Annotated in this window: 24 protein-coding genes, 1 rRNA gene and 1 pseudogene; 17 read left to right on the forward strand and 9 right to left on the reverse strand. The window is 68.4% G+C overall.

What is annotated here, in order from left to right; translation table 11 throughout:
- Nucleotides 1–221: 221 nt before the first annotated feature.
- The 13 genes and pseudogenes from ACYVJ0_RS12545 to ACYVJ0_RS12605 all read left to right on the forward strand — a co-directional run bounded on the left by ACYVJ0_RS12545 (nucleotide 222) and on the right by ACYVJ0_RS12605 (nucleotide 13,539).
- Nucleotides 222–1,025, forward strand: coding sequence for a hypothetical protein (locus ACYVJ0_RS12545; RefSeq protein WP_460818151.1), 804 nt, complete (start codon nucleotides 222–224; stop codon nucleotides 1,023–1,025).
- Entirely contained in the window at nucleotides 1,022–2,194 is a 1,173-nt protein-coding gene (locus ACYVJ0_RS12550) for a ParB N-terminal domain-containing protein (protein ID WP_124896127.1), read from the forward strand. The genes ACYVJ0_RS12545 and ACYVJ0_RS12550 overlap by 4 nt, the downstream gene beginning before the upstream one ends.
- Before the next feature lie 84 nt (nucleotides 2,195–2,278).
- Complete coding sequence (locus tag ACYVJ0_RS12555; protein WP_124896128.1) at nucleotides 2,279–2,968, forward strand: hypothetical protein; 690 nt, start codon at nucleotides 2,279–2,281, stop codon at nucleotides 2,966–2,968.
- Between the two features lie 13 nt (nucleotides 2,969–2,981).
- Nucleotides 2,982–4,601 carry a M23 family metallopeptidase gene (locus tag ACYVJ0_RS12560; RefSeq protein ID WP_460818153.1) on the forward strand — a complete coding sequence of 540 codons (1,620 nt, stop codon included), beginning with the start codon at nucleotides 2,982–2,984 and terminating at the stop codon, nucleotides 4,599–4,601.
- A 6-nt stretch (nucleotides 4,602–4,607) separates the two neighbouring features.
- Nucleotides 4,608–4,913 carry a DUF6112 family protein gene (locus tag ACYVJ0_RS12565; protein WP_124896129.1) on the forward strand — a complete coding sequence of 102 codons (306 nt, stop codon included), beginning with the start codon at nucleotides 4,608–4,610 and terminating at the stop codon, nucleotides 4,911–4,913.
- Nucleotides 4,914–5,125: 212 nt separating this feature from the next.
- Nucleotides 5,126–5,398: a DUF6112 family protein gene (locus tag ACYVJ0_RS12570; RefSeq protein ID WP_074041176.1), complete on the forward strand. Its 273-nt coding sequence runs from the start codon at nucleotides 5,126–5,128 to the stop codon at nucleotides 5,396–5,398.
- A gap of 48 nt (nucleotides 5,399–5,446) precedes the next feature.
- Complete coding sequence (locus ACYVJ0_RS12575) at nucleotides 5,447–6,910, forward strand: type IV secretion system protein (protein WP_124896130.1); 1,464 nt, start codon at nucleotides 5,447–5,449, stop codon at nucleotides 6,908–6,910.
- A 3-nt stretch (nucleotides 6,911–6,913) separates the two neighbouring features.
- Nucleotides 6,914–8,383: an SCO6880 family protein gene (locus tag ACYVJ0_RS12580; RefSeq protein WP_460818154.1), complete on the forward strand. Its 1,470-nt coding sequence runs from the start codon at nucleotides 6,914–6,916 to the stop codon at nucleotides 8,381–8,383.
- A gap of 72 nt (nucleotides 8,384–8,455) precedes the next feature.
- A pseudogene (locus tag ACYVJ0_RS12585) lies at nucleotides 8,456–9,947 on the forward strand (ATP-binding protein).
- Nucleotides 9,944–10,495: a hypothetical protein gene (locus ACYVJ0_RS12590; RefSeq protein ID WP_460818156.1), complete on the forward strand. Its 552-nt coding sequence runs from the start codon at nucleotides 9,944–9,946 to the stop codon at nucleotides 10,493–10,495. Before ACYVJ0_RS12585 ends, ACYVJ0_RS12590 begins: the two are co-directional and overlap by 4 nt.
- Complete coding sequence (locus ACYVJ0_RS12595; RefSeq protein WP_460818158.1) at nucleotides 10,492–12,243, forward strand: type IV secretory system conjugative DNA transfer family protein; 1,752 nt, start codon at nucleotides 10,492–10,494, stop codon at nucleotides 12,241–12,243. Before ACYVJ0_RS12590 ends, ACYVJ0_RS12595 begins: the two co-directional genes overlap by 4 nt.
- Nucleotides 12,244–12,354: 111 nt before the next feature.
- Nucleotides 12,355–12,864 (forward strand): single-stranded DNA-binding protein, encoded by a 510-nt coding sequence (locus tag ACYVJ0_RS12600; protein WP_124896135.1) that lies wholly within the window; start codon nucleotides 12,355–12,357, stop codon nucleotides 12,862–12,864.
- A 21-nt stretch (nucleotides 12,865–12,885) separates the two neighbouring features.
- A complete protein-coding gene (locus ACYVJ0_RS12605; protein ID WP_124896136.1) occupies nucleotides 12,886–13,539 on the forward strand; it encodes a hypothetical protein in 654 nt (217 codons plus the stop codon).
- Nucleotides 13,540–13,604: 65 nt separating this feature from the next.
- Here ACYVJ0_RS12605 and ACYVJ0_RS12610 read toward each other — a convergent pair whose 3' ends face one another.
- The 6 genes from ACYVJ0_RS12610 to nrdH all read right to left on the reverse strand — a co-directional run bounded on the left by ACYVJ0_RS12610 (nucleotide 13,605) and on the right by nrdH (nucleotide 19,439).
- The gene (locus tag ACYVJ0_RS12610; protein WP_241160466.1) at nucleotides 13,605–13,859 is read right to left on the reverse strand and encodes a helix-turn-helix domain-containing protein; all 255 of its coding nucleotides are present in this window, start codon (nucleotides 13,857–13,859) and stop codon (nucleotides 13,605–13,607) included.
- Between the two features lie 19 nt (nucleotides 13,860–13,878).
- Nucleotides 13,879–15,165 carry a tyrosine-type recombinase/integrase gene (locus ACYVJ0_RS12615; RefSeq protein WP_124896137.1) on the reverse strand — a complete coding sequence of 429 codons (1,287 nt, stop codon included), beginning with the start codon at nucleotides 15,163–15,165 and terminating at the stop codon, nucleotides 13,879–13,881.
- A 366-nt stretch (nucleotides 15,166–15,531) separates the two neighbouring features.
- Nucleotides 15,532–16,506: a class 1b ribonucleoside-diphosphate reductase subunit beta gene (nrdF, locus tag ACYVJ0_RS12620; protein ID WP_460818161.1), complete on the reverse strand. Its 975-nt coding sequence runs from the start codon at nucleotides 16,504–16,506 to the stop codon at nucleotides 15,532–15,534.
- Between the two features lie 34 nt (nucleotides 16,507–16,540).
- The gene (gene nrdE, locus ACYVJ0_RS12625; protein ID WP_460818163.1) at nucleotides 16,541–18,700 is read right to left on the reverse strand and encodes a class 1b ribonucleoside-diphosphate reductase subunit alpha; all 2,160 of its coding nucleotides are present in this window, start codon (nucleotides 18,698–18,700) and stop codon (nucleotides 16,541–16,543) included.
- Nucleotides 18,682–19,125, reverse strand: a complete 444-nt coding sequence (gene nrdI, locus ACYVJ0_RS12630; protein ID WP_460818165.1) for a class Ib ribonucleoside-diphosphate reductase assembly flavoprotein NrdI — start codon at nucleotides 19,123–19,125, stop codon at nucleotides 18,682–18,684. The genes nrdE and nrdI overlap by 19 nt, the downstream gene beginning before the upstream one ends.
- 80 nt (nucleotides 19,126–19,205) lie before the next feature.
- Nucleotides 19,206–19,439, reverse strand: a complete 234-nt coding sequence (nrdH, locus tag ACYVJ0_RS12635; RefSeq protein ID WP_449854808.1) for a glutaredoxin-like protein NrdH — start codon at nucleotides 19,437–19,439, stop codon at nucleotides 19,206–19,208.
- Between the two features lie 377 nt (nucleotides 19,440–19,816).
- Here nrdH and ACYVJ0_RS12640 point away from each other — a divergent pair, with 377 nt between their 5' ends.
- The 3 genes from ACYVJ0_RS12640 to ACYVJ0_RS12650 all read left to right on the forward strand — a co-directional run bounded on the left by ACYVJ0_RS12640 (nucleotide 19,817) and on the right by ACYVJ0_RS12650 (nucleotide 22,966).
- Nucleotides 19,817–21,040, forward strand: a complete 1,224-nt coding sequence (locus tag ACYVJ0_RS12640; protein WP_460818166.1) for an MFS transporter — start codon at nucleotides 19,817–19,819, stop codon at nucleotides 21,038–21,040.
- A gap of 43 nt (nucleotides 21,041–21,083) precedes the next feature.
- Nucleotides 21,084–21,725 (forward strand): Atu4866 domain-containing protein, encoded by a 642-nt coding sequence (locus tag ACYVJ0_RS12645; RefSeq protein WP_460818168.1) that lies wholly within the window; start codon nucleotides 21,084–21,086, stop codon nucleotides 21,723–21,725.
- Nucleotides 21,726–21,787: 62 nt separating this feature from the next.
- On the forward strand, nucleotides 21,788–22,966 hold the full coding sequence (locus ACYVJ0_RS12650) for an acyl-CoA dehydrogenase family protein (RefSeq protein WP_460818169.1): 1,179 nt from the start codon (nucleotides 21,788–21,790) through the stop codon (nucleotides 22,964–22,966).
- A gap of 26 nt (nucleotides 22,967–22,992) precedes the next feature.
- Here the strand turns inward: ACYVJ0_RS12650 and ACYVJ0_RS12655 are convergent, their stop codons facing one another.
- Nucleotides 22,993–23,265 carry a metal-sensitive transcriptional regulator gene (locus ACYVJ0_RS12655; protein WP_261165083.1) on the reverse strand — a complete coding sequence of 91 codons (273 nt, stop codon included), beginning with the start codon at nucleotides 23,263–23,265 and terminating at the stop codon, nucleotides 22,993–22,995.
- Nucleotides 23,266–23,327: 62 nt separating this feature from the next.
- On the opposite strand from ACYVJ0_RS12655, the gene ACYVJ0_RS12660 reads away from it, so the two are divergent.
- Nucleotides 23,328–24,599 (forward strand): DUF445 domain-containing protein, encoded by a 1,272-nt coding sequence (locus ACYVJ0_RS12660; protein ID WP_460818171.1) that lies wholly within the window; start codon nucleotides 23,328–23,330, stop codon nucleotides 24,597–24,599.
- A 5-nt stretch (nucleotides 24,600–24,604) separates the two neighbouring features.
- Here the strand turns inward: ACYVJ0_RS12660 and ACYVJ0_RS12665 are convergent, their stop codons facing one another.
- Nucleotides 24,605–25,081: a YbaK/EbsC family protein gene (locus tag ACYVJ0_RS12665; protein WP_460818173.1), complete on the reverse strand. Its 477-nt coding sequence runs from the start codon at nucleotides 25,079–25,081 to the stop codon at nucleotides 24,605–24,607.
- A 143-nt stretch (nucleotides 25,082–25,224) separates the two neighbouring features.
- A 5S ribosomal RNA gene (gene rrf / locus ACYVJ0_RS12670) occupies nucleotides 25,225–25,304 on the reverse strand; the annotation flags it as partial.

A 25,304-nucleotide genomic window follows, 5' to 3' on the forward strand; every position in this document is an offset into this window, starting at 1 on the left:
AAAGCAGGCTCACCCTCGTCGCTGACAACAGCCCCGAGGAGGTGACCGACACCAACCTCGAACTCAGCGCCTGAACCATCAACACGAAGGACCGAGCGCTACACCACCACCAGGGACTTGACCCCGTCGCCCGAGTGCAAAGGATCGGTTCCGTGCCGCGAAGAGGGTTTGGGGTCGCGGTCACACACCTATTGGTCACCTCGTCCTAAGGAGTTGACCTCATGAGAGAGCCTTCATCTGAACCACTTCCCGACTTCACCACCGGCGAAGGGCTCCGTGTCCTGCTGGAGCAGCTCACCGCCGAGCGGCTCTGGCGCACGCACCCCGCCGCCCGCGCGTTGATGCTGTATGCGCAGGAGAAGTACCTTCCGCTGGCACGGTCCTGGCACCGTGACCCCGCCGATGCTGCGTATGAGGCGTTCATGGCGATGCGGACGCCGGCGATCCGCCGTGCCGCGGACCCGTGGGCGGCGATCACTCGCGCGGTGGAGCTTGGCATCGCCGCCGAGGTGCATGCCGAACGTCTCCTCACCTCAACAGACAAGGCACGCAGGCCTGATCAGCGTCCCGACGAGTACCCGATGCGGGCCGGCCACTACGAGACGTTCTTCTACCATGTGCTCGCCGCTGCGACCCCGCCGGCCTCACCGACCGTGGCTGTGGAGAGGGTGGTGCGGTCCGCGTCGGTGTTCCTGGTGACCACGGGCTGGCATTCTCGCACCATTGAGACCGCGGTGGAATACATCTGCCATCGTCTCACGACTCTGGCGAGCACCCAGTCCGGGATCGACGTGCTCCGCAAAGACGACGCGATGCGGCAACGGCTCGGGTTCTCCGCCCGCGACTGGAACGGGCTGCTGCGTTTGCTACTCGGGCCGCGGTCAAAGAAAGAAGCCACCGGAGCCGACCCCGCACGGCTGGGGATCTTCGCGCGGCTGCTGCTCGGGGACCGCACCGAGGACCTCCTCGCGGATGACCAGCTCGCCGCCATCTCCCGCAAGTTCACGAGAGGGAGGGCCGCATGAACGCCAGGGTGCCCGCGGATGGGCAGCCGGTGGCGCAGTTCCCGATCGACGACATCGTCCTGGGCCGTTCCTTCCGGCGTGAGCTGGGTGACCTGGCCGACCTGACCGCGTCGATCCGAACCCTCGGATTGCTGTGCCCGATCGTGATTACCTCCGACGGGGTCCTCATCTCCGGCAGGCGCCGCCTGGAAGTGATGCGGCAGCTCGGGCACACGACCGTCCCGGTGTGGATCGCGTCTGAGGTGTCCGACAAGCTGCGTACGCTGTTGGCGATTCAGGACGACAACCTTCTCCACAAACACTTCACCACCACGGAGAAGGCAGCCCTGTACGCGGAGTACAAGACGCTCCTCACCGAGGAGAACGCCCGCCGTCAGGCCGCGACCCGCTTCGGCGCCGCCCTCCCGGGCTCGGATGACGGTGAGAGCGACGACACCGACCCGGATGAGAGGGAAGCGATGATCGTCGCGACCTATCAGGGCAGCAGCAGCGGCAGTTGGGATTCACAACCACCGTCGAAACGGAAGTCCCGGGTGCAGGCCGCGACCGCGGTGACCGGCCGGGACTCCTCCCAACAGCTCGAGCAGGTCCTCGCGCTGGAACGGCTGGCAACCAACGAGGACGAAGACGAACGAGTCCGGCGAGCAGCCGCCGAAGCGGTCGTGGAGATCAACGGCGACGCGAAGGTCCATAGCCGCTACCACGAGGTCCTCGCCTTGCGCGGGGTGTGCTGGCTGGAGAAGACCGCGGTGAACGAGTCCGCGACCGCCGCCGTGCGGGAAGCCGCCGACGACGAGCTCCGCGCGGTGCGGCAGATCGACCGGCCGGTGGAACGATCCCGGGCGGTCGTGGCCGCCATCGCCCGTGTCCGCAAGCTCGCCCTCACGCCAACTTCCACTGCGGCAACCGTGGAGGACGGCGAGTCGGGTACGGAGGATGAGGGGATGTCCGCGGACGGGGTCCGGGGACGCTACCACGCCCGCCGGCTGGTCGACATCTTCGAGAAAGCCGAGGGGTGGTGGGAGATCAACGACGCCGCCCTCATCGGCCAGTACGCCACCGACGAGCAGTGGGAGGCGATCACCAGCCACCGTGACCAGGCGACCGCGTTCCTCGACACCGCCGCCGATGCACGCCGCACCACCACCGGGACGGGCCTGGCGCCGTGAGGTGACCAGCCGGGTGGGGTCAGACGCCCGCACCTGCATGGCACACACCGTTGATGGTTCTGCTGTGAAAGGACGTCCCCTGCTATGTCGACCGATGTCGCCGATGCGGCCCCGCGCAAGCGGGGCCGCGCCCTGTTGATCGCCGGTATCTCCGGAACGGTCATCCTCCTCGTCCTGGTGGGTCTGGGCGTATACGGACTGATCGCCCGCCCGCACGAGAACACGCCTGCCCTGGCCCCGACGACCTCAGAGCAGCGGCCACCGGCCTCGTCGCCCTCCGGACCATCTGACCTGACGCCGCTGCCGCGGACGAACGACCCGATCCGGTACGCACGCGCCGTCGCCGTAGCGCTGTTCACCTGGGACACGGCATCCGGGCTCGGGCCTGCCGACTACGGGCAGGTCGTGCTCTCCGACGCCGATCCCACCGGAACCGAGACTCCCGGTCTTGCCTCCGACATCGCCGGCTACTTCCCGGCGTCCGACGCCTGGCGGCAGCTCACCGGGCACGCCACTACCCAGCACCTCACCGTCGAGACTGCGGTCGTGCCCGACGCCTGGGCTGACGCAGTCGCGCAGGACCGGTCGGGCACGATCGTGGACGGAATGATCGCGGTCACCGTCGACGCCACCCGGTATCGCACCGGCACGGTCTCCGGGCAGGAAGTGTCCAGTGAACACCCGGTGTCGTTCACCGTGTTCCTCGCGTGCGAGCCCGCGTTCGAGTCGTGCCACACGCTGCGCCTGTCCGAGCTCGACAACCCGCTGCGCTGATCGGGACGCCGTCGTGCTGAAGAAGATCCTCGCCGCGCTGGCGGTCCTCGTCCTGTGCGTGGGACCGGCGACCGCGCTCGTCGGGGTCGGGGTGCTGATGAATCCCGCCGCGAACGCGACCTGCGGTCCCGGGTCGTCGATGACTGTGGGGCCGATCCCGGACGCGCTGGAAGTGACCACGCGGGACGGGGAGACATTCACGCTGAACAAGAAGCAACTCACTCACGCCGCCACGATCATCACCGTCGGCGGGCAGACCGACGGCGTCGATGCCCGCGGGGCCACGATCGCCCTCATGGCGGCGCTGACCGAATCGACGCTGCGGCAACTGGCGAACACCGGCACCTACCCGGAGTCGGGGAACTACCCCAACGACGGCAACGGGTCCGACCACGACTCGCTCGGCTTGTTCCAGATGCGCCCGCAGACCGGGTGGGGAACCGTCGCCGAGCTGATGGACACCACCTACCAGGCCAGAGCGTTCTACGGCGGTCCGTCCGGGCCGAACTTCTCCTCGCCACGGGGGCTGCTCGACATTCCCGGCTGGCAGAGCATGGACATGGACGAGGTCGCCCAGGCGGTCGAGGTCAGCGCGTTCCCGGAGCGGTATCAGAACTACCAGCCCGTCGCCGAAGCGATCCTCGATGCCCTCACCGTGCCGGCCCCTTCCGGCACCGGCGGCGGCACGGAGTCGGTGCCGGAGACCACCCGCATAATGTTCCCGCTGCCCGAGGGGACGTGGACGAAGACCAGCGACTGGGGATATCGGTCCGACCCATTCACCGGGGAGACCACCTACCACGCCGGCACCGACTACGCCGCCGCCGACGGCACCCCGATCTACGCGGCCGCCGACGGGCGGGTCGTGTGGGCCGAGTTCAACGGCGGCTACGGCGGCCTCATCATCATCGAACACACCGTGCAAGGCGAAGCCGTCCGCTCCGTGTACGCGCATATGTGGGAACACGGCATCCACGTCCAAGAAGGACAGACCGTCACCGCCGGCACTCACATCGGCGACGTCGGCTCCTCGGGCCGCTCCACCGGCGCGCACCTGCACTTCGAGATCCGCCCCGGCTCCACCGGCACCGAATCGATCGACGCCGACCAGTGGCTTATGGACCACGGCGCCGCCGAACCGGACGGCACCAGCACCCCCGGCCCCGGCTGCGCAGCCGCCGGCACTGCTACGCCGGCGGCAGAGTTCACCGGCGACGGCACCCAGATGGTCGATGACCCGACCGGTACCAGCGGGCAGATCACCGCCCGCACCGCGCATATGGTCGTCCAGACCCGCAACGCGTTCGCCGACACCGGGTGGGCGTGCTACTCGCCACGACGAGGGGCACAGTCGGATCATCCTCTCGGGCGCGCGTGCGATGTCACCGTCGGCAATCAGATCGGCCACTACCCAGCCAGCGAGCAGGTCGTCTACGGGTGGCAGGTCACCGAATGGCTTCAAGCCAACGCCGAGTCCCTCGGGATCTCCTACCTCATCTGGCAAGGCACGATCTGGTCGCCCGCGCAGGCAGATGAGGGGTGGCGGCCCTATCCCGGCGGCGGCATGCACGACCCCGGCGACGTCACCGGCGGCCACTTCGACCACATCCACATCTCCGTGAAAGACGGGTGAGCACTCATGCCGCATCCCCACGTCGCGACCAAGCTCCTGCTGTCCGGGAGTGTATTCCCCGATTTCGGAGCCGTGGGCGGATCGAACGAGCTCGAGAGCATCATCGGTGCGCTGCTGACCGTCGTGTTGATCCTCGCCGTCCTCATGCTGATCGTGTGCGCGATCATGTGGGCGACTGGCTCCGCGAACGGCCACCACCAGGTCGCCACGAAAGCCCGCATCGGCGTGTGGACGGCGCTCGGTGCTGCCGCCCTTGCCGGAGCCGGGGTGGCGTGGATGAACTGGCTCATCACGATCGGCGAGCAGCTCTAACCCGGGTCGAGAGGCGATAACTCAGGGGCGGGGCGGTGGAGGAGACGAGGCTCCACCGCCCCGCTTTCTGCCGTGCGGGGTCCGGTGTGCGCACCTGTGCGATACCCGGCCGATGCCGGTCGGGCATCCGCCTGGTTCATGAAGGAGCACCCGTGTCCGCCGTTCTCGATCTCACCACCACCGTCTTGCCCCACGTAGCCGCCCTGGCCCCGATGGAGGTCGACATCGACCCCAACAGTTCCGGGCTGCCCGGCATCGCCCAGCTGCGCACCATCGTCGGCGCCGTGATGACGATCGGCCTGATCCTCAGCGTCCTGGCATTGATCATCTCGGCGATCATCTGGGGCTTCGGCGCGAACAGCAGCAACCCGCATCTGGCCGGGCGGGGAAAGATCGGCGTCCTCGTCTCCTGCGGAGCCGCGATCATCTGCGGCGCGAGCGTCACCCTCATCAACTTCTTCTGGAATGTCGGCCAGGCGGTCTGAACGGCCCCCTCCACCACCGCCCCGCCCCGACCCGGAAGGAGGCCCGTCATGGCACTGTGCGACGTCCCGGTCATCTCGAACGTCTGCGACGCCGTCGGAGAAGGGGCCGCAACACTCGTCGCGGCCCCGTTCGACTGGCTCGCCCAAGCAATGGGACAAGCCGCCGCCTGGCTGTTCGAAGGCGTCTGGTACGTCTTCGACACCACCACCCTCGTCGACGTCCAGTCCCCGGAATACGTCGGCGTCTACAACATCCTCTTCGGCGTCGCCGTACTGATCATGCTCGTCTTCTTCTGCCTGCAACTGATCACCGGCCTCATCCGCCGAGACCCCACCGCCCTTTCCCGGGCGGCGCTCGGACTCGGCAAGAGCGTGCTCGGGTCATTCCTCATCATCACGCTCACCGCGACGCTGCTGGAGATCACCGACCAGCTGACCATCGGCATCATCCAAGCCACCGGGAACTCGATGGAAGCGATGGGCGACAAGATCGCCCTGCTCGCCGCGGGACTCACCGCGATCAACTTCACCGCGCCCGGCGTCGGCGCGATCATCACCATCTTCTTCGCCGGGCTCGCGATCACCGCCGCGGCGATCGTGTGGTTCTCGCTCCTGATCCGCAAGGCACTGCTGCTCGTCGCGATCGTGCTCGGGCCGATCGCGATCAGCGGCGCGAGCTGGGACGTCACCCGCGGCTGGTTCGGCAAATGGGTGTCGTTCGTGATCGCCCTGATCCTGTCCAAGCTCGTCCTCGTCGTCGTGTTCCTCGTCGCGATCACCCAGGTGTCCCAGCCGATCGACTTCGACCTGGCATCCATCGCCGACCCCATCGCGGGGATCGTGCTCATGTTCGTCGCCGCCTTCGCGCCCTACATGGTCTACAAGTTCATCTCCTTCATCGGATTCGACATGTACCACGCGATGAGCGCTGAGCAAGAGGCCAAGCAGTCCATGAACCGGCCCGTGCCCACTCCGTCCAAGCCCGCCGGCGACGGCCCGCAGAAAGTCCTCGACGGGAAAGGTCAAGGCGACGGGCCACCGCCCGGCAACAGTGGTGGGGGCGGTGGTACGCCACCCCCGCCCACGGACGGCGGGAGCGGGGCGACTGCTGCTGGTACCGGCGGAGCCGGAGGCGGTGCTGCGGCTAGTGGCGGCGCAGCTGGTGGTGCCGCCGGTGGTGGCGGTGCTGCTGCAGGTGGCGGGGCTGCTGCAGGAGGTGCGGTAGCGGCCGGACCCGCGGCGGTCGCAGTCATCGCGGCGGCGGCCGTCAAGGAAGCCGCCACGGCGGGCCCGAAACTCGGCGGCGCGATCGGCGGTGCCGCAGAGACCCAGGCAGCTGCCGCTGGCCAGGACAGCGCCCCGCCGCCTTCCGGGAACGCGGCACCGCCCTCGGATCCATCGGCGCCGCAGGCACCGCCATCGAGCCCGCCGCCCGCATCGTCTGGTCCGTCGTCGGCGCCGCCACCGAAGGACCCGCCGCCGCCGAATACGGCGCCCGAGGGGAAGGACTGACCCGTGACGAAACACCAGAGCACGAAAGACGACTACCCGCTCACACCGGTGAAGTTCTCCCGTCTCACCAGGCGGGGACTGATCCTGGGCCTGTCGCTGTCCCAGGTGATCGCGCTCGCGATTGCCGGGCTGGCGTTCATCGGGTCGCTGTACGCCGGCGGCGGGATGATCCTCGCCTACACGGCTCCGATCTGGGTGACCTGCCTGGCGATCACCTGGGTCCCGATCGCGGGCCGGAAGGCGGTCGAGTGGCTGCCGGTCGGGGCGCATTGGCTGTGGCGGGTCAGCGTGACGCAGACGATCTACCGGATGCGGGTCGTCAAGCCCCGTCCAGCCGGCACCCTCGCCCTCCCAGGCGACATGGCATCGCTGCGTCAATACGAAGACCCCGTCACGGGGGCCGTCATGGTGCACAATCCCCACGCGGCGACACTGACCGCGCTGCTCGAGGTCACCCACCCTGCGTTCGTGCTGCTGGACCCGGGCGAGCAGGAACGCCGGGTCTCCGGGTGGGGTCGCGTGCTGGCGACCTGCTGCCGCTCCGGACGCATCGCCCGACTCCAGATCCTCGAACGCACCCTCCCGGATTCCGGGACGGGTCTTGCGCAGTGGTGGGCTGAGCACGGCAACCCCGGGGACGAGTCATGGACGTCGCGCACCTACGCGGAGCTGATCAATCGCGCAGGCCCGGCCGGTGAACGGCACGCGACGACGATCTCCGTCGCTCTGGATATGAAGACCGCCGCCCGCCCGATCCGTACCGCTGGCGGCGGGATGAAGGGCGCCGCGGCGGTGCTGCGGCAGGAGATGAACACTCTCACCGCGGCGTTGCATTCCGCGGACCTGAAGGCTACGGATTGGCTCACCCCAGGGCAGCTCGCGGTGATCCTGCGCTCCGCCTACGATCCTGCGATCGCGGCGACGCTGGAGCGCTCGGGGAACCTCGGACAGGACCTCGCCACCGCAGGTCCCGTGGCCGTGGAGGAGACGTGGGAGGGGCTGCGCTCGGACAGCGCGCACCATGGGGTGCTGTGGGTGAGCGAGTGGCCGCGATCGTTGGTGTATCCGGGGTTCCTGTCCCCGGTGCTCCTCGCCTCCGGGGTGCGGCGATCGTTTTCACTGCTGTGCACGCCGATCCGGTCTGACCAGGCCGCCCGCGACATCCGGAAGAAGAAGGTCGAGTACATCTCCGACGCCGCACAACGCCAGAAGATCGGGCAGGTCGAGGACGCCCAGCAGACCGCCGAGTACCAGGACGTGCTGCAGCAGGAAGCCGACCTCACCAGCGGGCACGGCATCCTCCGATACACCGGGCTGATCTCCGTCAGCGCCCCGACCCCGGACGAGCTGGAAGCGGCGGTGTCGAAGATCGAGCAGGCCGCCATCCAAGCGTCCTGCGAAACGCGGCGGCTCGTCGGCCAGCAAGCCCAAGCGTTCACCGCGGCTGCGCTGCCCCTGGCGCGCACCGTCTGACTCCTGGGGCGCCGGTCCCGCACCTCCTTCCTGCGTCCGCCCGCCCGGGTGGGCGCAGGAAGGAGTCGTGCTGTGAGCACCCCGAAACGTCGCGTGTACTCGACGGTGCTGATCGGGCCGGAGTCCGAGCACCGCAAGCAGCGCCGAGCCCGGCGCAAGGCCGCCGCCGCAGTGCACGCGAAGGACATCGCTGCCCGCAAAGTCGAAGCCCGTGCGCGACGCGATGCCGAACAGGCCGAGCGCCGCGCCACGACCTATCTGCCTGCCTCGGGTGAGCCCGGGCACGCGGCGTTGCGCACCCATCGGGGACTGCGCTTGCCGTCCCATCAGGACACCAGCGCCGCTCTTGCTGGGGCGTACCCGTTCCTCGCTGAAGGTGGCCTCGGGCCCGAAGGTGTCTTCGTCGGACAGGACATGTACTCCGGCGGGTCGTTCGTGTACGACCCGTGGGAGCTGTACAAGCGCGGTGTCATCACCGCGCCGAACATCGTTCTGGCCGGCATCGTCGGCTCGGGGAAGTCGTCGCTGGCGAAGTCGCTGTACACGCGGTCGATTCCGTTTGGGCGTCGCGTCTACGTCCCCGGAGACCCGAAAGGTGAGCATACGCCAGTCGCCCAAGCCGTCGGAGGCAAGGCGATCGTCCTCGGTCATGGTCTGAGAAACCGGCTGAACCCGCTCGACGAAGGTCACCGCCCGTCAGGTGTGACGGATATCGAATGGACTACGCAGGTCGCCTCCCGCCGCCGGGAACTCATCGGGGCGCTGGCCGAGACCGTCCTCGAGCGGTCGTTGTCACCGCTTGAGCACACGTCGATCGATGTCGCCCTCTCCGCGGTCGTCGCCAGCAACGACGTCCCGATCCTCCCGATGGTCGTCGACCGCATCCTGGCCCCGGACCGTGCTGGTGACGTCGACCAGCGGCTCGCCGAAGACGGACGGCTCGTCGGTCACGCACTGAGGCGCCTGGTCGCCGGAGATCTGCAGGGGCTGTTCGACGGTCCCTCTACGGTCGTGTTCGACCCGTCCCTGCCGATGATTTCGCTGGATCTGTCCCGGGTGGCGGAGAACTCCACCCTCATCTCGGTACTGATGACGTGCTCGTCGGCGTGGATGGAATCGGCACTTCTGGACCCCGAAGGCGGGCAGCGGTGGGTGGTTTACGACGAAGCGTGGCGTCTCATGTCGCATCCCGCTCTGCTCAAGCGGATGGACGCGCAGTGGAGGTTGGCGGAGGCATTACGGAATCGCGAACATGTTGATCTTCCACAAGCTGACCGACCTCGACAACGTCGGCGACAGCGGGTCCGCAATGCGCGCCCTCGCCTCGTCGCTGCTGGCAAACGCAGAGACGCGGATCATCTACCGGCAGGAAGCCGACCAGCTCGGCACCACCGCGACCACGCTCGGCCTCACTGGCACCGAACAGTCCCTTCTCCCGGGCCTGGGCACCGGGCAGGGACTCTGGCGGATCAAGGAACGATCCTTCGTCGTGCAGCACCAGCTGCACCCGGACGAGCTGTCCACGTTCGATACGACCACGCGGATGATCGGGCGGCAAAAATGAGCGAACTTGCACCCTCACGCCGCGCCCGCCGCAACCGTGCAACGACGGGCGAAACCGGTGGGGATCTCGTGGTGCCGATCGTACTCCCACACCTCGTCGTCCGGGTAGACGCGAACGATCAGATCAGCGTCACTCTCGACGGCGCACGCGTCACCGGGGAACCGATCGGCAGGCACGCCCTCGGTGGGCTGATCGAAGAGGTCCTGCGCCGCAGGAAAGTACCGCTTCGGGTGGAGATCATCGAACACGACGGCACCACCTACACCGACGTCCTCACCCCGCCCGCACCGATAGCCGCACCCGCCGCCGCACCGGAGACCGAAGCATCAGCGCGTAGGGGCGAGATGCCGGTGCTGTATGAGGCGACCGGAGACGGATACGTGCCCGGGGAGGACGTCGCCCTCGCTGTCGTCATCCGGCATTCCTCTGCCGACGGGCACGGGCATGTGCGGCACCTCATCGAAGAACGCGAGCTCGTAACGGGCGGCGAGGTGCTGCTGTTCGGCCGTATCTCCGGCACCGCTCACGTCGTCGGGGACCTGGGATGAACCCGCATCAGCCCTCCCAGGTGCTCGCGAACCTGGGCCTTGCGGCCCTGGCGGGTTTCGCCGTCCTGGCCGGGCTACTCCGCGCCGCCGGAAGTGCCGCCGCGTTCCTGACCGGCCTCCCGCAACCCACTGGCGGGCCCTCCACGGGGCTCGGTGTGTTGCTCGCCCCGGCGGCCCCGGGAGAGGCGATCGGCGCGCCGGGCCTGAGCTCGGTCGTGTACTGGCTGGTGCTCGCCATCGCAGTCGTGATCCTCGGGGTTATCGCGTGGTGGGTGTGGCGGGTTATCGCGCGCGGGAAGGAGACGCGTGCGCAGGACCCGCGCTTGCTCCAAGGCATCGCCACTGCGCGCGATGTCGCCAAGGCCGCAGGGACGAAGGCGCTTACGAAACGGGCAGGCACGTTCCGGCCCTCGCTGGAGGACCCGGCCCCCGCGGATGTCGGCTATCTCCTCGGTCGGTCGAAAGGGCAGGAGGTGTGGGCGACCGTGGAGGACTCCATGTTGCTGATCGGGCCGCCCCGGTCGGGCAAAGGGTTGCACGTCGTGATCAACGCGATTCTCGACGCCCCCGGTGCCGTCATCACGACCTCCACTCGGCCCGACAACCTCACCGCGACGCTGAAGGCCCGACAGCGTGTCGGGCCGGTCGCGGTGTTCGATCCGCAGCATCTCGCTGAAGGACTCCCCGCGGGCATGAAGTGGTCACCGGTCCGCGGTTGCGAGGACCCGCTGACAGCGATGATCCGCGCCACCGGGCTCGCCACGGCCACGAACTTCGGGTCCGTGTCCGGCGGTGACTTCTGGCAGGGGAAGACCGCTGCCGCGATCCAAGGGCTCCTCCACGCCGCAGCGCTGGACGGGAGGGACGCCGCCACCTTGTACCAGTGGGCGCTGAACCCGGCCGCCGCCGCGGATGCGGTGCGCGTCCTGCAGTCCAACCCGCACGCGGCGCCCGGCTGGGCGGACTCTCTAGATGCGATGCTGCAATCGGACCCCAAGACGCGCGATTCGATCTGGCAGGGTGTCTCGCTCGCGTTCAGTGCGTTCGCCGACCCGCGGGTGCTGGCTGCGGTGACGCCGGGGCCGCGGGACCGGTTCGATCCGGAGACGTTCATCCGGGACCGCGGGACCCTCTACCTGCTCGCCACCGGCGCGGGGGCGGGGGCGTCCTCGGCGCTGGTGGCCGCGTTCATCGAAGACCTCGTGGAGACTGCCCGGAAGATCGCCGCCACCTCACCATGCACCCGGCTGGACCCGCCGATGCTCCTCGCCCTCGACGAGATCGGCAACCTCGCCCCGCTGCCGTCGCTGCCGACGCTGATGGCCGAAGGCGGTGGCACGGGGATCACCACCCTGCCGGTGCTGCAGTCCCTCGCGCAGGCGCGGGAGAAGTGGGGCGAGAACAATGCCAACGCGCTGTGGGACGCATCGATCGTGAAAGTCATCCTCGGCGGTGCATCGAACTCGCGGGACTTGCAGGACCTGTCGGCGCTGATCGGGGAAAGGGACGAGATCACCGATTCCGTCACCATCGGGGAGCAAGGACACCGCTCCGCGCAACGCTCGATCCGCCGGGTGGCGATCATGCCTCCGGACGTGATCCGCACGCTGCCGTTCGGGATCGGGGTCGTGATGCTCCGCACCGCCCGCCCCATCATCACGGACCTGCGCGCCTGGCCTGCCCGCAAGGACGCCGCGCAGCTGAAGACGGACCGGGAGGAGATCGAGGCGCTCCTGCGCACGTCCTGAAACCGGTTCTGCCCGTCGTCTGGGGTCTGACCCGCGCACCTGTCTGGTGCCGTCCGCTCAACCGCGGGGGCACCAGACAGCTCATTGTTATCAGGAAGGACCTCAGTTCTCATGACTATCAAGACCTCGCAGGCGATCAACGGCTTCATCTCCGCCGATCCCCGTCTCACCTTCTCCGAATCCGGGCAGGCGCGCTTCTACGCCCGCGTCGGCATCAACCACTACGAGCCCCAGCAGGACGGGTCCTTCCGCAAGCTCGACCCGACCTACCACGACCTGATCCAGTTCGGGAAGTCCGCCGAGATGTCCGCGGACCGTTACGTCAAGGGCGATGACATCGTCGCGCAGGGCTACACCCGCGAGTACACGCGCGACGTCAACGGCGAAGAGCGAACCGACGAGCAGTTCGTCGCCAAGCGCATCGCCCCCGACCCGAACATCACCGACTTCACGATCGACCGCCGGCTTGCTGCCGAACGCCAGGCCGAGCGCGAAGCCGACCGTGACGTCACACGCGAGGCCGAGCGTGAGGAGCCTGACCGAGCAGCCCAGCTCGGCTCGCCCACCCCCACGACGACGCGGGAGGCTGAAGCGCCCGCGATGGAAGCCGTTGCTCGATAACCCCCGCCGGAGGACAGTGACGTGGCCGATAATGACCCGACCCAGAACCCCGAACCGGGCGACCCGGACGTGGACTTCGAGCCCGAGTCTGACGAACCAGACATCGAGGAGCTCGACGAAGACGAGGGTGACGAGCTCGACGAGGGCGAGAGACGGGAGGGCAGCCGGGCGGGCACGGGCGGGAGCAATGATCTCCCGCCCGTGCCTCGCCCGATCAACTGGCGCACCCTGTCCTCGGACGACGCTGAGCACGAATGGCTCGATCTCAACGACTGGGTCAACTGGCTGCGGCACGAGTTCGCGCTTCCCGCACAGGTCGTGCCACCGATGTGGCACCGCCACCGTGAACTCGTGTGGGAGTTGTCCGCGCTCTACACCCGATGGCTGGGCTGCTACGACCCCGAACAAGATGCCGCCGGCCCCATCTCATTCATGACCGACTTCGCCGCTGCCCGGACCCGGCTACGCGAATGGGTGCAGATCGCCGGCACACGCCTCGACCGTGACCGCCCCTCCCGGCAAACCGTCTGGCCCGGCGAAGACCCCATCCCGGCAGGCGAGGAGACTCCCATCACAGACCGCGACGAGGACTTCGTGGACTTCGTCGTCGAAGACGTCACCCGCCGCGCGGAAGCGGAAGCTGCATTCCTGCGCGACGAGCCGTTGCCGGTCTGAGCTGACGGTGAACCGCAACAAGTGGGGCGGGCCTCTTCGGGCCCGCCCCACTCTTGGTCTTGCGTTTATTTCGCTGAAGGGATCTCGATGAGTAGCTTCTCTCGCAGTTCGTCCGGGTCGACGCGGATCAGCCGGCCGACCCGGTAGCCGTGCACGGTGCCATCCGAGATCCGGCGGCGCAGCGTCTTGATCGACACTCCGTAGGTGTCGGCGGCGACGGCCAGTGAGATCAGCTTGAGCGCTGGGGACTGTGAACGATCGTGAACGGCCATGGTGGTGCCTCCCTTGTTGATGAGCTCTTTCTCCTGATAGGTGTCCATGGCTGTCCCACGGCGACTCTCATACGTTCCTGGCCGCGTTGATCCGCTCCTGGACGCGATCGCTCATACGGTCCGCGAGCTCACGATCGCGGGCCATCGTGGCGTGCTGGTAGCGGAGGACGACACGGATGTCGGCGTGGCCGCCACGGCGCATCAGCTCTGCGAGAGTCGCGCCCTCCTGGGCGAAGATCGTCAGCCCGGTGTGACGCAGGTCATGGAACCGGAATCGCGGCCGGAGGTCAGCGACACCGTCTCGAGCATCTGCCCACACGTATCCCCATCGGGTGTTCGACAGCGGGACGCTGCCACGGATGTTCGTGGGGATCAGCGGCGCCTTGGCCTCGGCCGCGACGTTGTCCCGCAGGTGATCCTTGAGGCGGTCGATCATGAGCTTCGGGATGCTGAGAGTCCGTCTGCCGGCGTCGCTCTTGAGCCTCTCCGAGTAGTCGCCGGTGTTCGCGTTCAGTTGCCGACGCACATGCAAGGTCGCGGTGCCGTCGTCGTGCCACTCGATGTCCCTGCGCTGCAAGCCCAGGCATTCCCCACGGCGCAGCTGGCACCACGCCGCGAAGAGCACCATGATCGCCCAGTGCCCCGGTGTTGCCTCGTACAAGGCCTCGACCTGTTCGGGGCTCGCGACGTCGTCGTCCTCGTCGTGGTCGGCGTCGTGCCGCACCGGCTCCTGCTTCGGGATCGAGATGTTCGGCGCAGCGGGGATAACTCCTTCTCGGGCTGCCTGGCGGAGGATCATCATGAGGACGATCAGCACCGGTCGCGTGATGCCGTTGAACTTCGACTTCGGATTCAGCGGCGAGGGAATCGCGTCGAGACGATCGGTCATCTGCCGGATGCGTGCCTCGTCGATCTGACGTATCGGGGTGTCTTCGAACTCCGGGACGAGATACCCGTCGACCTTGCTCTTGTAAGAGCGGACGGTCGCGATGGCACGCTTCCTGCCACTGCGGTTCGGCTCCGCGCGGATGAACGCCACCCAGCGTTCCGCGTACTCGGAGAAGCCGATGGACCGGGCTTTCTCTGCCTCCGCTGTGGCACGGCGTCGAGCGGCGATCACCGAGGGCGGCTCCCACTGCTGGCGGGCAATCGTCGTGTGAACGCCGGCGAGCCACGCGCGGGCGTCGGTCTTCGTCATGAACGTCAGCGGCTTGTCGTCCTCTGTCCGGGCGGTGTACATCTCGCCGTCGGGCGCGGGGTAGCGAGCCTGCCATCGGCCGGAGGGGAGCTTGCGAAGGCTCCCCCAGCTCTCGCGCCTGACTGCTGCTGGTTCCCGGGTTTTGGTGGCGCTCATCGTGTCCTCCGCTGGTCTCGAGCGGACTCACGCGAACCGTCGTGCCACTGCGTGCCACTAGAGGTCATGACCTCCCAAAAGTGGCTTCCTATCAGGGTTTTCTCGCGGGTTGCGAGGCGCCCTATGGCACGCTGTGGCACGAGATCGGTGGCACGCCGGGACCGAATTTCGGTCGGCGGACCACCCCGCTCTCTCCTGGAAGGTGCGGGCGTGCCGCCCGCGTGCCATACCCAACGACTGCTGACGTTCATATCCGTCCTCCTGTGTTCTTCGGAAGGAGGCACGAAAAGAGGCCCGGATCTGCAGAAACCTGCAGATCCGGGCCTCCCGGTCGACTCTTGTCAGAGTCTGTCTAGAACGTGGACTCTAGAAGTCCCAGTCCTCGTCCTCGGTCTGCTCGTGCTTGCCGATGACGTACGACGAGCCCGACCCGCTGAAGAAGTCGTGGTTCTCGTCGGCGTTCGGCGACAGGGCCGAGAGGATCGCCGGGTTCACGGCCGTGACGCTCGAGGGGAACATCGCCTCGTAGCCCAGGTTCATGAGCGCCTTGTTGGCGTTGTAGTGCAGGAACTTCTTGACGTCCTCGGTCAGGCCGACCTGGTCGTAGAGGTCCTGCGTGTACTGCACCTCGTTGTCGTAGAGCTCGTACATCAGCGAGAACGTGTAGTCCTTGATCTCGTCGCGCTTGGCCTGGTCGACCTGCTCGAGACCCTTCTGGAACTTGTAGCCGATGTAGTAGCCGTGCACGGCCTCGTCGCGGATGATGAGGCGGATCAGGTCGGCCGTGTTCGTGAGCTTCGCCCGCGAAGACCAGTGCATCGGCAGGTAGAAACCCGAGTAGAACAGGAAGCTCTCGAGCAGGGTCGAGGCGACCTTGCGCTTGAGCGGCTCGTCGCCCCGGTAGTACTCCATGACGATCTGCGCCTTGCGCTGCAGGTTGGGGTTCTCGACCGACCAGCGGAACGCCTCGTCGATCTCCTGCGTCGAGCACAGCGTCGAGAAGATCGACGAGTAGCTCTTGGCGTGCACCGACTCCATGAACGCGATGTTCGTGTAGACGGCCTCCTCGTGCGGGGTGAGGGCGTCGGGGATCAGCGACACGGCGCCCACGGTGCCCTGGATCGTGTCGAGCAGCGTGAGGCCCGTGAACACGCGCATCGTGAGCTGCTGCTCCTCGGGCGTGAGCGTGTTCCACGACTGGATGTCGTTGGAGAGGGGGATCTTCTCGGGCAGCCAGAAGTTGCCCGTGAGGCGGTTCCACACCTCCACGTCCTTGTCGTCCTGGATGCGGTTCCAGTTGATCGCCTGGACGTGGTCCAGGAGCTTGACTGCTTCAGTCATCACACTTTCTCTCTCAGAAGAACCGGTCGGCCGCTCAGAGCGTGCAGCTGACGCAGCCCTCGACCTCGGTGCCCTCCAGCGCCATCTGACGCAGGCGGATGTAGTAGATCGTCTTGATGCCCTTGCGCCAGGCGTAGATCTGGGCCTTGTTGATGTCGCGCGTGGTCGCGGTGTCCTTGAAGAACAGCGTGAGCGACAGGCCCTGGTCGACGTGCTGGGTGGCGGCGGCGTACGTGTCGATGACCTTCTCGTAGCCGATCTCGTACGCGTCCTCGTAGTACTCCAGGTTGTCGTTCGTCATGAACGGCGCCGGGTAGTAGACGCGGCCGAGCTTGCCTTCCTTGCGGATCTCGATCTTCGACGTGATCGGGTGGATCGACGCCGTCGAGTTGTTGATGTACGAGATCGAGCCCGTCGGCGGCACGGCCTGCAGGTTCTGGTTGTAGATGCCGTGCTGCTGGATCGAGGCCTTCAGCGCGCGCCAGTCGTCCTGCGTGGGGATGTGGTGGCCGCCGAACATCTCCTTGACCTTGGCGGTCTTCGGCTCCCAGACCTGCTCGATGTACTTGTCGAAGAACTCACCCGAGGCGTAGGTCGAGTCCTCGAAGCCCTCGAACGTCACGCCGCGCTCCTTCGCGAGGTTGTTCGACGCGCGCAGCGCGTGGAACAGCACCGTGTAGAAGTAGATGTTCGTGAAGTCGATGCCCTCCTCCGAGCCGTAGAACACGCGCTCGCGGGCGAGGTAGCCGTGCAGGTTCATCTGGCCGAGGCCGATGGCGTGCGAGCGGTCGTTGCCGTCCTCGATCGAGCGGACCGAGCGGATGTGGCTCTGGTCGCTGACCGCGGTGAGGGCGCGGATGGCCGTCTCGACGGTCTGGCCGAAGTCGGGCGAGTCCATCGCGAGCGCGATGTTCAGCGACCCGAGGTTGCACGAGATGTCCTTGCCGATCTGGTCGTACGAGAGGTCCTCGTTCAGCGTGGTCGGCGTGTTCACCTGCAGGATCTCGCTGCAGAGGTTGGACATGTTGATGCGGCCCTTGATCGGGTTGGCCTTGTTCACCGTGTCCTCGAACATGATGTACGGGTAGCCCGACTCGAACTGGATCTCGGCGAGGGTCTGGAAGAACTTGCGCGCGTTGATCTTCGTCTTCTTGATGCGCGGGTCGTCCACCATCTCGCGGTACTTCTCGGTGACCGAGATGTCGCCGAACGGCACGCCGTAGACGCGCTCGACGTCGTACGGCGAGAACAGGTACATGTCCTCGTCGTTCTTGGCGAGCTCGAACGTGATGTCCGGGATCACGACGCCGAGCGACAGCGTCTTGATGCGGATCTTCTCGTCGGCGTTCTCGCGCTTGGTGTCGAGGAAGCGCATGATGTCGGGGTGGTGCGCCGAGAGGTACACGGCGCCCGCGCCCTGGCGCGCGCCGAGCTGGTTCGCGTAGCTGAACGAGTCCTCGAGCAGCTTCATGACGGGGATGATGCCGCTGGACTGGTTTTCGATCTGCTTGATCGGGGCGCCGGCCTCGCGGATGTTCGACAGCAGCAGGGCCACGCCGCCGCCGCGCTTGGACAGCTGCAGCGCCGAGTTGATGCCGCGCGCGATCGACTCCATGTTGTCCTCGATGCGCAGCAGGAAGCAGCTGACGAGCTCGCCGCGCTGCGCCTTGCCGGCGTTGAGGAACGTGGGGGTCGCGGGCTGGAAGCGGCCCGAGATGATCTCGGCCGCGAGCTTCATGGCCAGGTCCTGGTCGCCGTCGGCGAGCGCGAGCGCGGTCATGACCACGCGGTCCTCGAAGCGCTCGAGGTAGCGCTTGCCGTCGAACGTCTTGAGCGTGTAGCTCGTGTAGTACTTGAACGCGCCCAGGAACGTCTCGAAGCGGAACTTCTGCGCGTAGGTGAAGTCGTTGAGCTTCTGGATGAACTCGAACGGGTACTTCTCGATGACGGCGCCCTCGTAGTACTCCTTCTCGACGAGGTAGTCGAGACGCTCCTTGAGCGAGTGGAAGAACACCGTGTTCTGGTTGACGTGCTGCAGGAAGTACTCCCGCGCGGCGCGCTTGTCGGCGTCGAACTGGATCTTCCCGTTCTCGTCGTACAGGTTCAGCATCGCGTTGAGGGCGTGGTAGTCCATCCCCTCGAACCTGACGTCGTGCTTGAAGTCCACGTCTGAGGTCACTGCAGCTTCCACCATCGTTCCAATCCTTCGCTGACGCGATCCACGTCTTCGGGCGTGCCGAACAGTTCGAGCCGATACAAGTGGGGCACGTCGCACTTGCGGCTGATGATGTCACCGGCGAGGCAGAAGCCGTCGCCGAAGTTGGTGTTGCCCGCGGAGATGACCCCGCGGATCCCGCGTCGATTGTGTTCGTCGTTCAGGAATCGGATGACCTGCTTGGGCACCGCGCCGTTGCCGTCGCCGCCCCCGTAGGTCGGCGTGACGAGCACATACGGCTCGTCGACGCTCAGCGGCTCGTCCGAGCGGTGCAGGGGGATGCGCTCGGCCCGCAGCCCGAGCTTCTCGATGAAACGCGCGGTGTTGCCCGACACGCTCGAGAAGAAGACGAGGAGCGGCACCTCGGTCGCGGTTGCGGTTGCGGTTGCGGTTGCGGTTGCCATGATCCCTCCCCGGATTCCTGAGCTGCCTCGAAGGGCTGTTCCCGACGGCGCCGAAGCCGGCGACTCGGCCGACGCGTCGGTCAGGCCAGGCGCGCGGCGAGCTCGTCGATCTTGTCGGGGCGGAAGCCCGACCAGTGGCCCTCGTCGGTGACGACGACCGGCGCCTGCATGTAGCCGAGGGCCTTGACCTGCTCGAGAGCAGCCGGGTCCTGCGACAGATCGGTGACCTCGTACTCGATGCCCTTGGAGTCCAGAGCGCGGTACGTGGCCGTGCACTGGACGCAGGACGGCTTGGTGTAGACCGTGATCGCCATGTTGCTGTTCCCCTCAAGATCTGTGCTGCGCCGGCGTAACCTCCGCCGGGAGCTCAATACTACATATGGGTACCGACATTCAGATGCACCACAAGGGGTAGTAGTTACATCCATGTGATTTTCCACCGCTCTCCACCGCTTGCCCACAGGTCTGTGCACCGATTCGTCCACAGCTCGGAGGGCCGGAGCGCCCGCGGAATCGCCTGATCGCCGGGCATTCGGCGCCCCGTCCCCGCGGCTCTCCACAGCCCGGACGATACGGCGGACCACCGACATCCGAACTTCTGTGGAGAGGCTGCGTCGGCGTGTCGCGGCGTGTCGCGCAGGGCGGGCCGCGCAGGCGCACGCACAGCGCGCGCGGGGTAGCGTTGACACCTGTGGCGGGGTACCGGGATCTTCTGCGCACGCGGGGCGTCGCGCGCATCATCGCAGCGCAGCTGACGGCACGCTTCCCCGGCGGCATGATGTCGCTGGCCGTGCTGCTGCACATCGAGCACCTCACGCACTCCTACGGCGCGGCCGGCACCGTGCTGGCCGCCACGTCGATCGGCCAGGCCGTGGCGGGGCCGCTCACGAGCCGGTGGATGGGCGCGTGGGGCATGCGGCCCGTGCTGCTGCTCACCACGGGCGTGCAGGCCGTCGCGCTGCTGCTGCTGGCGCTCGTGCCGCTGCCCGTCGCGGCGCTCATCGCGTGCGGCCTCGTCATCGGCCTGTCGACCCCGCCCGTGCAGCCGGCCGTGCGCACGATCTATCCCAAGATGGTCAACGCCTCGCGCCTGACGCGGCTGTTCTCGCTCGACGCGTCGCTGCAGGAGATCATCTGGGTGGTCGCGCCCGTGCTCACGACGTTCGTCGCGATCCAGATCAGCACGGTCGCCGCGCTGCTGCTCATCATCGTGTTCCTGCTCGCGGGCGGCGCGTGGTTCATCTTCTCCCCCGAGGTCGGCCGGGTGCGCATCCCGCGCAGCCGCCATCCGCTCGGCCGCGTGCTGCGCAAGCCGCCCGTGATCCTGTCGACGGTGGTCGGCGTCGTCATGCTCGCCGCCATCTCGTCGCTCGAGACCGGCGTGGTCGCGGCCTACGGCGAGGGCGGGCTGGAGTCGGGGCTCATCCTCGCGGTCTTCGCGGCCGGCAGCCTCGCCGGCGGGCTCGGCTTCGGGCACCTGCCCATGGGACCGTGGTCGGCCGCCCGCCGCCTCGCCATCATGGCGTTCGGCATCGCGCTCACCCTCTTCTCGCTCAACGCCTGGTGGCTGGGCTTCTCGGTGCTCGTGGCCGGCATGGGCATCGCGCCGGTGTTCGCGCTGACGTTCTCGATCGTCTCGGCGAGCGTCAAGTTCAGCGAGACGGCCGAGGCGTACGGCTGGCTCAACACCGGCCAGCTGATCGGCGCCGCACTCGGATCGGCGATCGCCGGCTTCGTGATCGACGGCGTGGGCCCGGCTGCGGCGTTCTGGGTCGCGACGGGCTTCGCGGTGCTGTGCGTGCTCCTCGCCGCCGCGTGCGTGCGCGGCTTCCCCGACCTGCGCGGGCGCGACGCCAGTCCCCAGCCCGACACGGGCATGATCCAGACGGTCACCGGCTCGTTCCGCATACCCTGAGCCGGACCGACCCGCAGAGCTCGACCCACCTCTGGAGGACAGCATGCGCCGACTCACCGTCATCGACACGCTCATCCACGTCACCGCGACGCGGACGGCGCAGGGCGATGTTCACGTCGCGGGCGCCGTCATCGCCGCCGACGCCGGCGAGCACCCCGACGCCGATGTGATCGACGGTCGGGGCGCGGCGACCGTGCCCCTGTACGTCGAGACCGTCCTCGCGCCGCCGTTCTCCGCGGACGCCGCCACCTTCGATCTCGTCCCGGGGAACCCCGCGACCTTCGCGGTGATCGAGGGCGCGGTGCGCGCCGAGCAGATCCGGCACATGCTCGTCGTGAGCCCGCACGCGCTGCGCGCGGTGGTCGTTGACGGCACGCTCGTCGCGCGCGACGGGGAGCCCACCCGCGCCGCCGGGACCGACGCGCTCGCGGCGGAGGACCCACGCCTGGGGGCGTGGACGGACGCGGGCAGGGGCATGACGCAGTTCCTCACCCGGGACGGCCGTTACAGCGAGACCCGTGGCGGGCGCCGCGACGCGTACACGGGTCGCTTCTGGCTGGACGGGGACCGCATCACGTACCTCGACGACACCGGATTCTGGGCGTTCGGGCAGTACGTGGACGGCGTCCTGCACCACGCCGGATTCGTCCTGCGCCGTGACGCAGCGGCATCGGCTCACCCGTGAGGCAGCCGACCCAACGCCTGCTGCCCCGTCCCGCCCCTCCCGCGCCGTTCTAGGCTGGCGGCATGACCGCTTCCCGGGACGCCGCGGGCTTCGAGCCCGCCGACCACCTGCCCGACGAGCTGCTCGAGCGCATCCGCGGCCGCGCCACGCGCGTCGACGCCGACAACGTCTTCCCCGACGACGATCTCGCCGAGCTGCGGGATGCCGGGTACCTCGCGATCCTCGTGCCCGCCGACCGCGGCGGCGCCGGGCTCAGCCTCGCGCAGGCCTCCGTGCTGCAGCAGCGGCTCGCGACGGCCGCGCCCGCCACGGCGCTCGCGATCAACATGCACCTCGTCTGGACGGGCGTGGCGAAGGTGCTGCGCGACCGCGGGATCGACGACCTCGCCTTCGTGCAAGAGGGCGCCGCGGCCGGCGAGGTGTTCGCGTTCGGGATCAGCGAGGCCGGCAACGACCTCGTGCTCTTCGGCAGCGACACCGTCGCCGAGCCGCGCCCCGACGGGGCCTACGCGTTCACGGGAACGAAGATCTTCACCTCGCTCGCGCCGGTGTGGACCCAGCTCGGCCTGCACGGCCTGGACGCTTCCGATCCCGACGACCCGCGGCTCGTGTTCGCGTTCGTGCCGCGCTCCGACGCCGTGGTCACGCGCGACGACTGGGACACCCTCGGCATGCGCGGCACCCAGAGCCGCACCACCGAGCTGCACGGCGCCGTCGCGCCGGCCGAGCGCGTCGTGCGCCTCGTGCCGCCGGGGCCGTCCCCCGATCCGCTCGTCTTCGGCATCTTCGCCGTGTTCGAGCTCCTCCTCGCCTCGGTGTACACCGGCATCGCGCGCCGCGCCCTCGACCTGGCCGTCGAGACGGCCGGCCGGCGCCGCTCGAAGAAGACAGGACTCGCGTACGCGCAGGACCCGGACATCCGCTGGCGCGTGGCCGAAATGGGCCTGGCCTACGACGCGCTGCCGCCGCAGATCACCGCCCTCGCGGGCGACGTCGACGAGGTCGCCGACCACGGCGCCCGCTGGTTCACGCTGCTGTCGGGCGTGAAGCACCGCGCCACGGCCGCGGCGAAGCGGATCGTCGACGAGGCGATGCTCGTCGCGGGCGGCTCGTCGTACTTCGCGTCGAACGAGCTCTCGCGCCTGTACCGCGACGTGCTGGCGGGCGCCTTCCATCCCTCCGATCCGGAGTCGGCGCACGCGACCGCGGCGTCGTACTGGCTCGGGCCGCTCGGGTCCTGACGCGGGCGCGGCCCAGCGGCCCGGCGTCAGCGGCCGTCGAAGTCGAAGGCGCGCAGCAGCTCCTCGACGGCCTGCTCGCGGTTGTCGCCCCCCGTCTCGAACATGTGGGTGACGTGCGTGCGCAGGTGGTTCTCCAGCAGCAGCCGATTGAGCGATTCGAGGGAGCGCTGGATGGCGCGCGACTGCGTGATGATGTCCATGCAGTAGTCCTCGTTCTCGATCATCCGGCCGAGGCCGCGCAGCTGGCCCTCCAGGATCCTCGTCCGGTGCAGCGCGCGCTTCTGGATGTCTTCGATCACGCAGGTCACTGTACTCGGCACGCCCGGGTGTCGGCTCCGTTTCGGCATGCCAGGATGACCGCATGACCCGCACGCCGACCGAGTTGCTGTCCCCGGCCGATCGCGAGCGGCGCCGCGCCCTGCGGCGCATGAAGGCGGTTGCGCTCGGGGCGCTGCTGGCCACCGCGATCCTCTTCGCGGTCGGCTTCGTGTGGCAGGACGAGGTGCCGGCGCTCGCCTACGTGCGCGCCGCCGGCGAGGGCGGCATGGTCGGCGCCGTGGCCGACTGGTTCGCCGTGACGGCGCTGTTCCGCAGGCCGATGGGGCTGCCGATCCCGCACACGGCGATCATCCGCACGCGCAAGGACGAGATCGGCCGCTCGCTCGGTGAGTTCGTGGAGACGAACTTCCTCTCCTCACCCGTGGTGCGCGCCAAGCTGGAGGGCACGCCCATCTCATCCCGCCTCGGCGCGTGGCTGTCCGAGCCCGCGCACGCCGAGCGCGTCGCGTCGGAGGGCGCGGCGATGGCGTCGGGCGTGCTCTCGGCGCTGAGCGACGACGACGTGCAGGACGTGATCGAGTCGCTCGCGCGCGAGCACTTCATCGACCCCGACTGGGGCGCGCCGCTCGGCACGTGGCTGGAGCGGCTGGTCGATGCCGACGCGCACCGCGCGGCCGTGGACCTGGCCGCCGAGAGCGTCGCCGGCTGGCTCGCGGGCAACCGCGCGATCTTCGACGGGCTCGTCTCCGGGCGGCTGCCCTCGTGGGTGCCGTCGCTCGCGCACCGGTTCGTCGACGACACCGTCTACCGCGAGGCGGTGGCGTTCGTCGACGCCGTACGCGCCGATCCGCATCACCCGGCACGGCGTGCCGTGAGCGCTTACCTCGGCCGGCTGGCGCAGAGCCTGCAGCACGACGACGCGACCCGACGAAAGCTGGCCGAGGCGAAGGAGTCGGTGTTCGACAGCCCGCGGGTGCGCGAGCTCGCCGGCGCCGCGTGGGGCACGGCCAAGGCGGGCCTCGTGCGCTCGCTCGAGGACCCGGCGAGCCCGTTGCGCGAGCGGGTGCGCGATGCGCTGGTCGACGTCGGGCAGCGACTCGAGACCGACCCGGCGCTGCAGGCGAGGGTGGACGGATGGATCACCGACGCCGCGGTGTTCCTCGTCGACCGCTACCGCCACGACATCGCGTCGCTGATCACCGACACCGTGGAGCGCTGGGACGCCGAGGAGACGAGCGAGAAGATCGAGCTCATGGTCGGCCGCGACCTGCAGTACATCCGGCTCAACGGCACGGTCGTGGGCGCGCTGGCCGGAGTGGCCATCTTCACGGTCGCGCACGCCCTGCTGGGCTGATCGCCTCAGTCGACCTTCGCGATCGTGCCGCCGGTGAGGCGCACGAGCTCCTCGAACGTGAGCGGGAAGACGGAGTGCGCCGTGCCGGCGGCGGCCCACAGCTGCGGGTAGGCCGCCAGGTGCTCGTCGACGATCGTGCGGATGGGCGCCGGGTGCCCGGTGGGAGCGACGCCGCCGATCACCTGCCCCGTCGCGGCGACCACCTGGTCGGGCTTGGCCCGCCGGATCTCGGCGAGGCCCAGACGCTCGGCGAGGGCGGCGGTGTCGACTCGGTGCGCGCCGCTCGTCATCACGAGCAGCGGCGCGTCGTCGCACCAGAACACCAGGCTGTTGGCGATCGCCCCGACCTCGACCCCGAGCGCGGCCGCCGCCTGCGCGGCGGTCGCGGCGGCGTCGGGGAGGATCACGATCTCGCCCGGGATGCCGGCGGCGCGAAGCTGCTCGGACACGAGGACATTGCGCGGATGGAGGGAGGCGACCATGCCGCCGATTCTAGGGAGCGACGCTCCCCCGAGACGACTCGAGCCCCTCGCGGGAACACCGTCAGGCGTTCTCGGGAGGGGCTCGATCGTCGTGTGAACGACGGAAGGCCGCCCAGCGTTGGGCGGCCTTCCGGTGAAGTGGTGTCCGGCGGTGTCCTACTCTCCCACAGGGTCCCCCCTGCAGTACCATCGGCGCTGAGAGGCTTAGCTTCCGGGTTCGGAA

Source organism: Microbacterium petrolearium (assembly GCF_054782875.1).

What these genes read in the sequence shown, in the direction of transcription:
- ACYVJ0_RS12570 (WP_074041176.1), top strand. Translation starts at nt 5,126, where the DNA reads ATGGAGGTCGACATCGACCCCAACAGTTCCGGGCTGCCCGGCATCGCC.
- nrdH (WP_449854808.1), bottom strand. Translation starts at nt 19,439, where the DNA reads ATGGCGATCACGGTCTACACCAAGCCGTCCTGCGTCCAGTGCACGGCC.
- ACYVJ0_RS12545 (WP_460818151.1), top strand. Translation starts at nt 222, where the DNA reads ATGAGAGAGCCTTCATCTGAACCACTTCCCGACTTCACCACCGGCGAA.
- ACYVJ0_RS12665 (WP_460818173.1), bottom strand. Translation starts at nt 25,081, where the DNA reads ATGGTCGCCTCCCTCCATCCGCGCAATGTCCTCGTGTCCGAGCAGCTT.
- ACYVJ0_RS12555 (WP_124896128.1), top strand. Translation starts at nt 2,279, where the DNA reads ATGTCGACCGATGTCGCCGATGCGGCCCCGCGCAAGCGGGGCCGCGCC.
- ACYVJ0_RS12590 (WP_460818156.1), top strand. Translation starts at nt 9,944, where the DNA reads ATGAGCGAACTTGCACCCTCACGCCGCGCCCGCCGCAACCGTGCAACG.
- ACYVJ0_RS12550 (WP_124896127.1), top strand. Translation starts at nt 1,022, where the DNA reads ATGAACGCCAGGGTGCCCGCGGATGGGCAGCCGGTGGCGCAGTTCCCG.
- ACYVJ0_RS12645 (WP_460818168.1), top strand. Translation starts at nt 21,084, where the DNA reads ATGCGCCGACTCACCGTCATCGACACGCTCATCCACGTCACCGCGACG.
- ACYVJ0_RS12565 (WP_124896129.1), top strand. Translation starts at nt 4,608, where the DNA reads ATGCCGCATCCCCACGTCGCGACCAAGCTCCTGCTGTCCGGGAGTGTA.
- ACYVJ0_RS12600 (WP_124896135.1), top strand. Translation starts at nt 12,355, where the DNA reads ATGACTATCAAGACCTCGCAGGCGATCAACGGCTTCATCTCCGCCGAT.
- ACYVJ0_RS12660 (WP_460818171.1), top strand. Translation starts at nt 23,328, where the DNA reads ATGACCCGCACGCCGACCGAGTTGCTGTCCCCGGCCGATCGCGAGCGG.
- ACYVJ0_RS12650 (WP_460818169.1), top strand. Translation starts at nt 21,788, where the DNA reads ATGACCGCTTCCCGGGACGCCGCGGGCTTCGAGCCCGCCGACCACCTG.
- ACYVJ0_RS12610 (WP_241160466.1), bottom strand. Translation starts at nt 13,859, where the DNA reads ATGGACACCTATCAGGAGAAAGAGCTCATCAACAAGGGAGGCACCACC.
- nrdE (WP_460818163.1), bottom strand. Translation starts at nt 18,700, where the DNA reads ATGGTGGAAGCTGCAGTGACCTCAGACGTGGACTTCAAGCACGACGTC.
- nrdF (WP_460818161.1), bottom strand. Translation starts at nt 16,506, where the DNA reads ATGACTGAAGCAGTCAAGCTCCTGGACCACGTCCAGGCGATCAACTGG.
- nrdI (WP_460818165.1), bottom strand. Translation starts at nt 19,125, where the DNA reads ATGGCAACCGCAACCGCAACCGCAACCGCAACCGCGACCGAGGTGCCG.
- ACYVJ0_RS12615 (WP_124896137.1), bottom strand. Translation starts at nt 15,165, where the DNA reads ATGAGCGCCACCAAAACCCGGGAACCAGCAGCAGTCAGGCGCGAGAGC.
- ACYVJ0_RS12575 (WP_124896130.1), top strand. Translation starts at nt 5,447, where the DNA reads ATGGCACTGTGCGACGTCCCGGTCATCTCGAACGTCTGCGACGCCGTC.
- ACYVJ0_RS12595 (WP_460818158.1), top strand. Translation starts at nt 10,492, where the DNA reads ATGAACCCGCATCAGCCCTCCCAGGTGCTCGCGAACCTGGGCCTTGCG.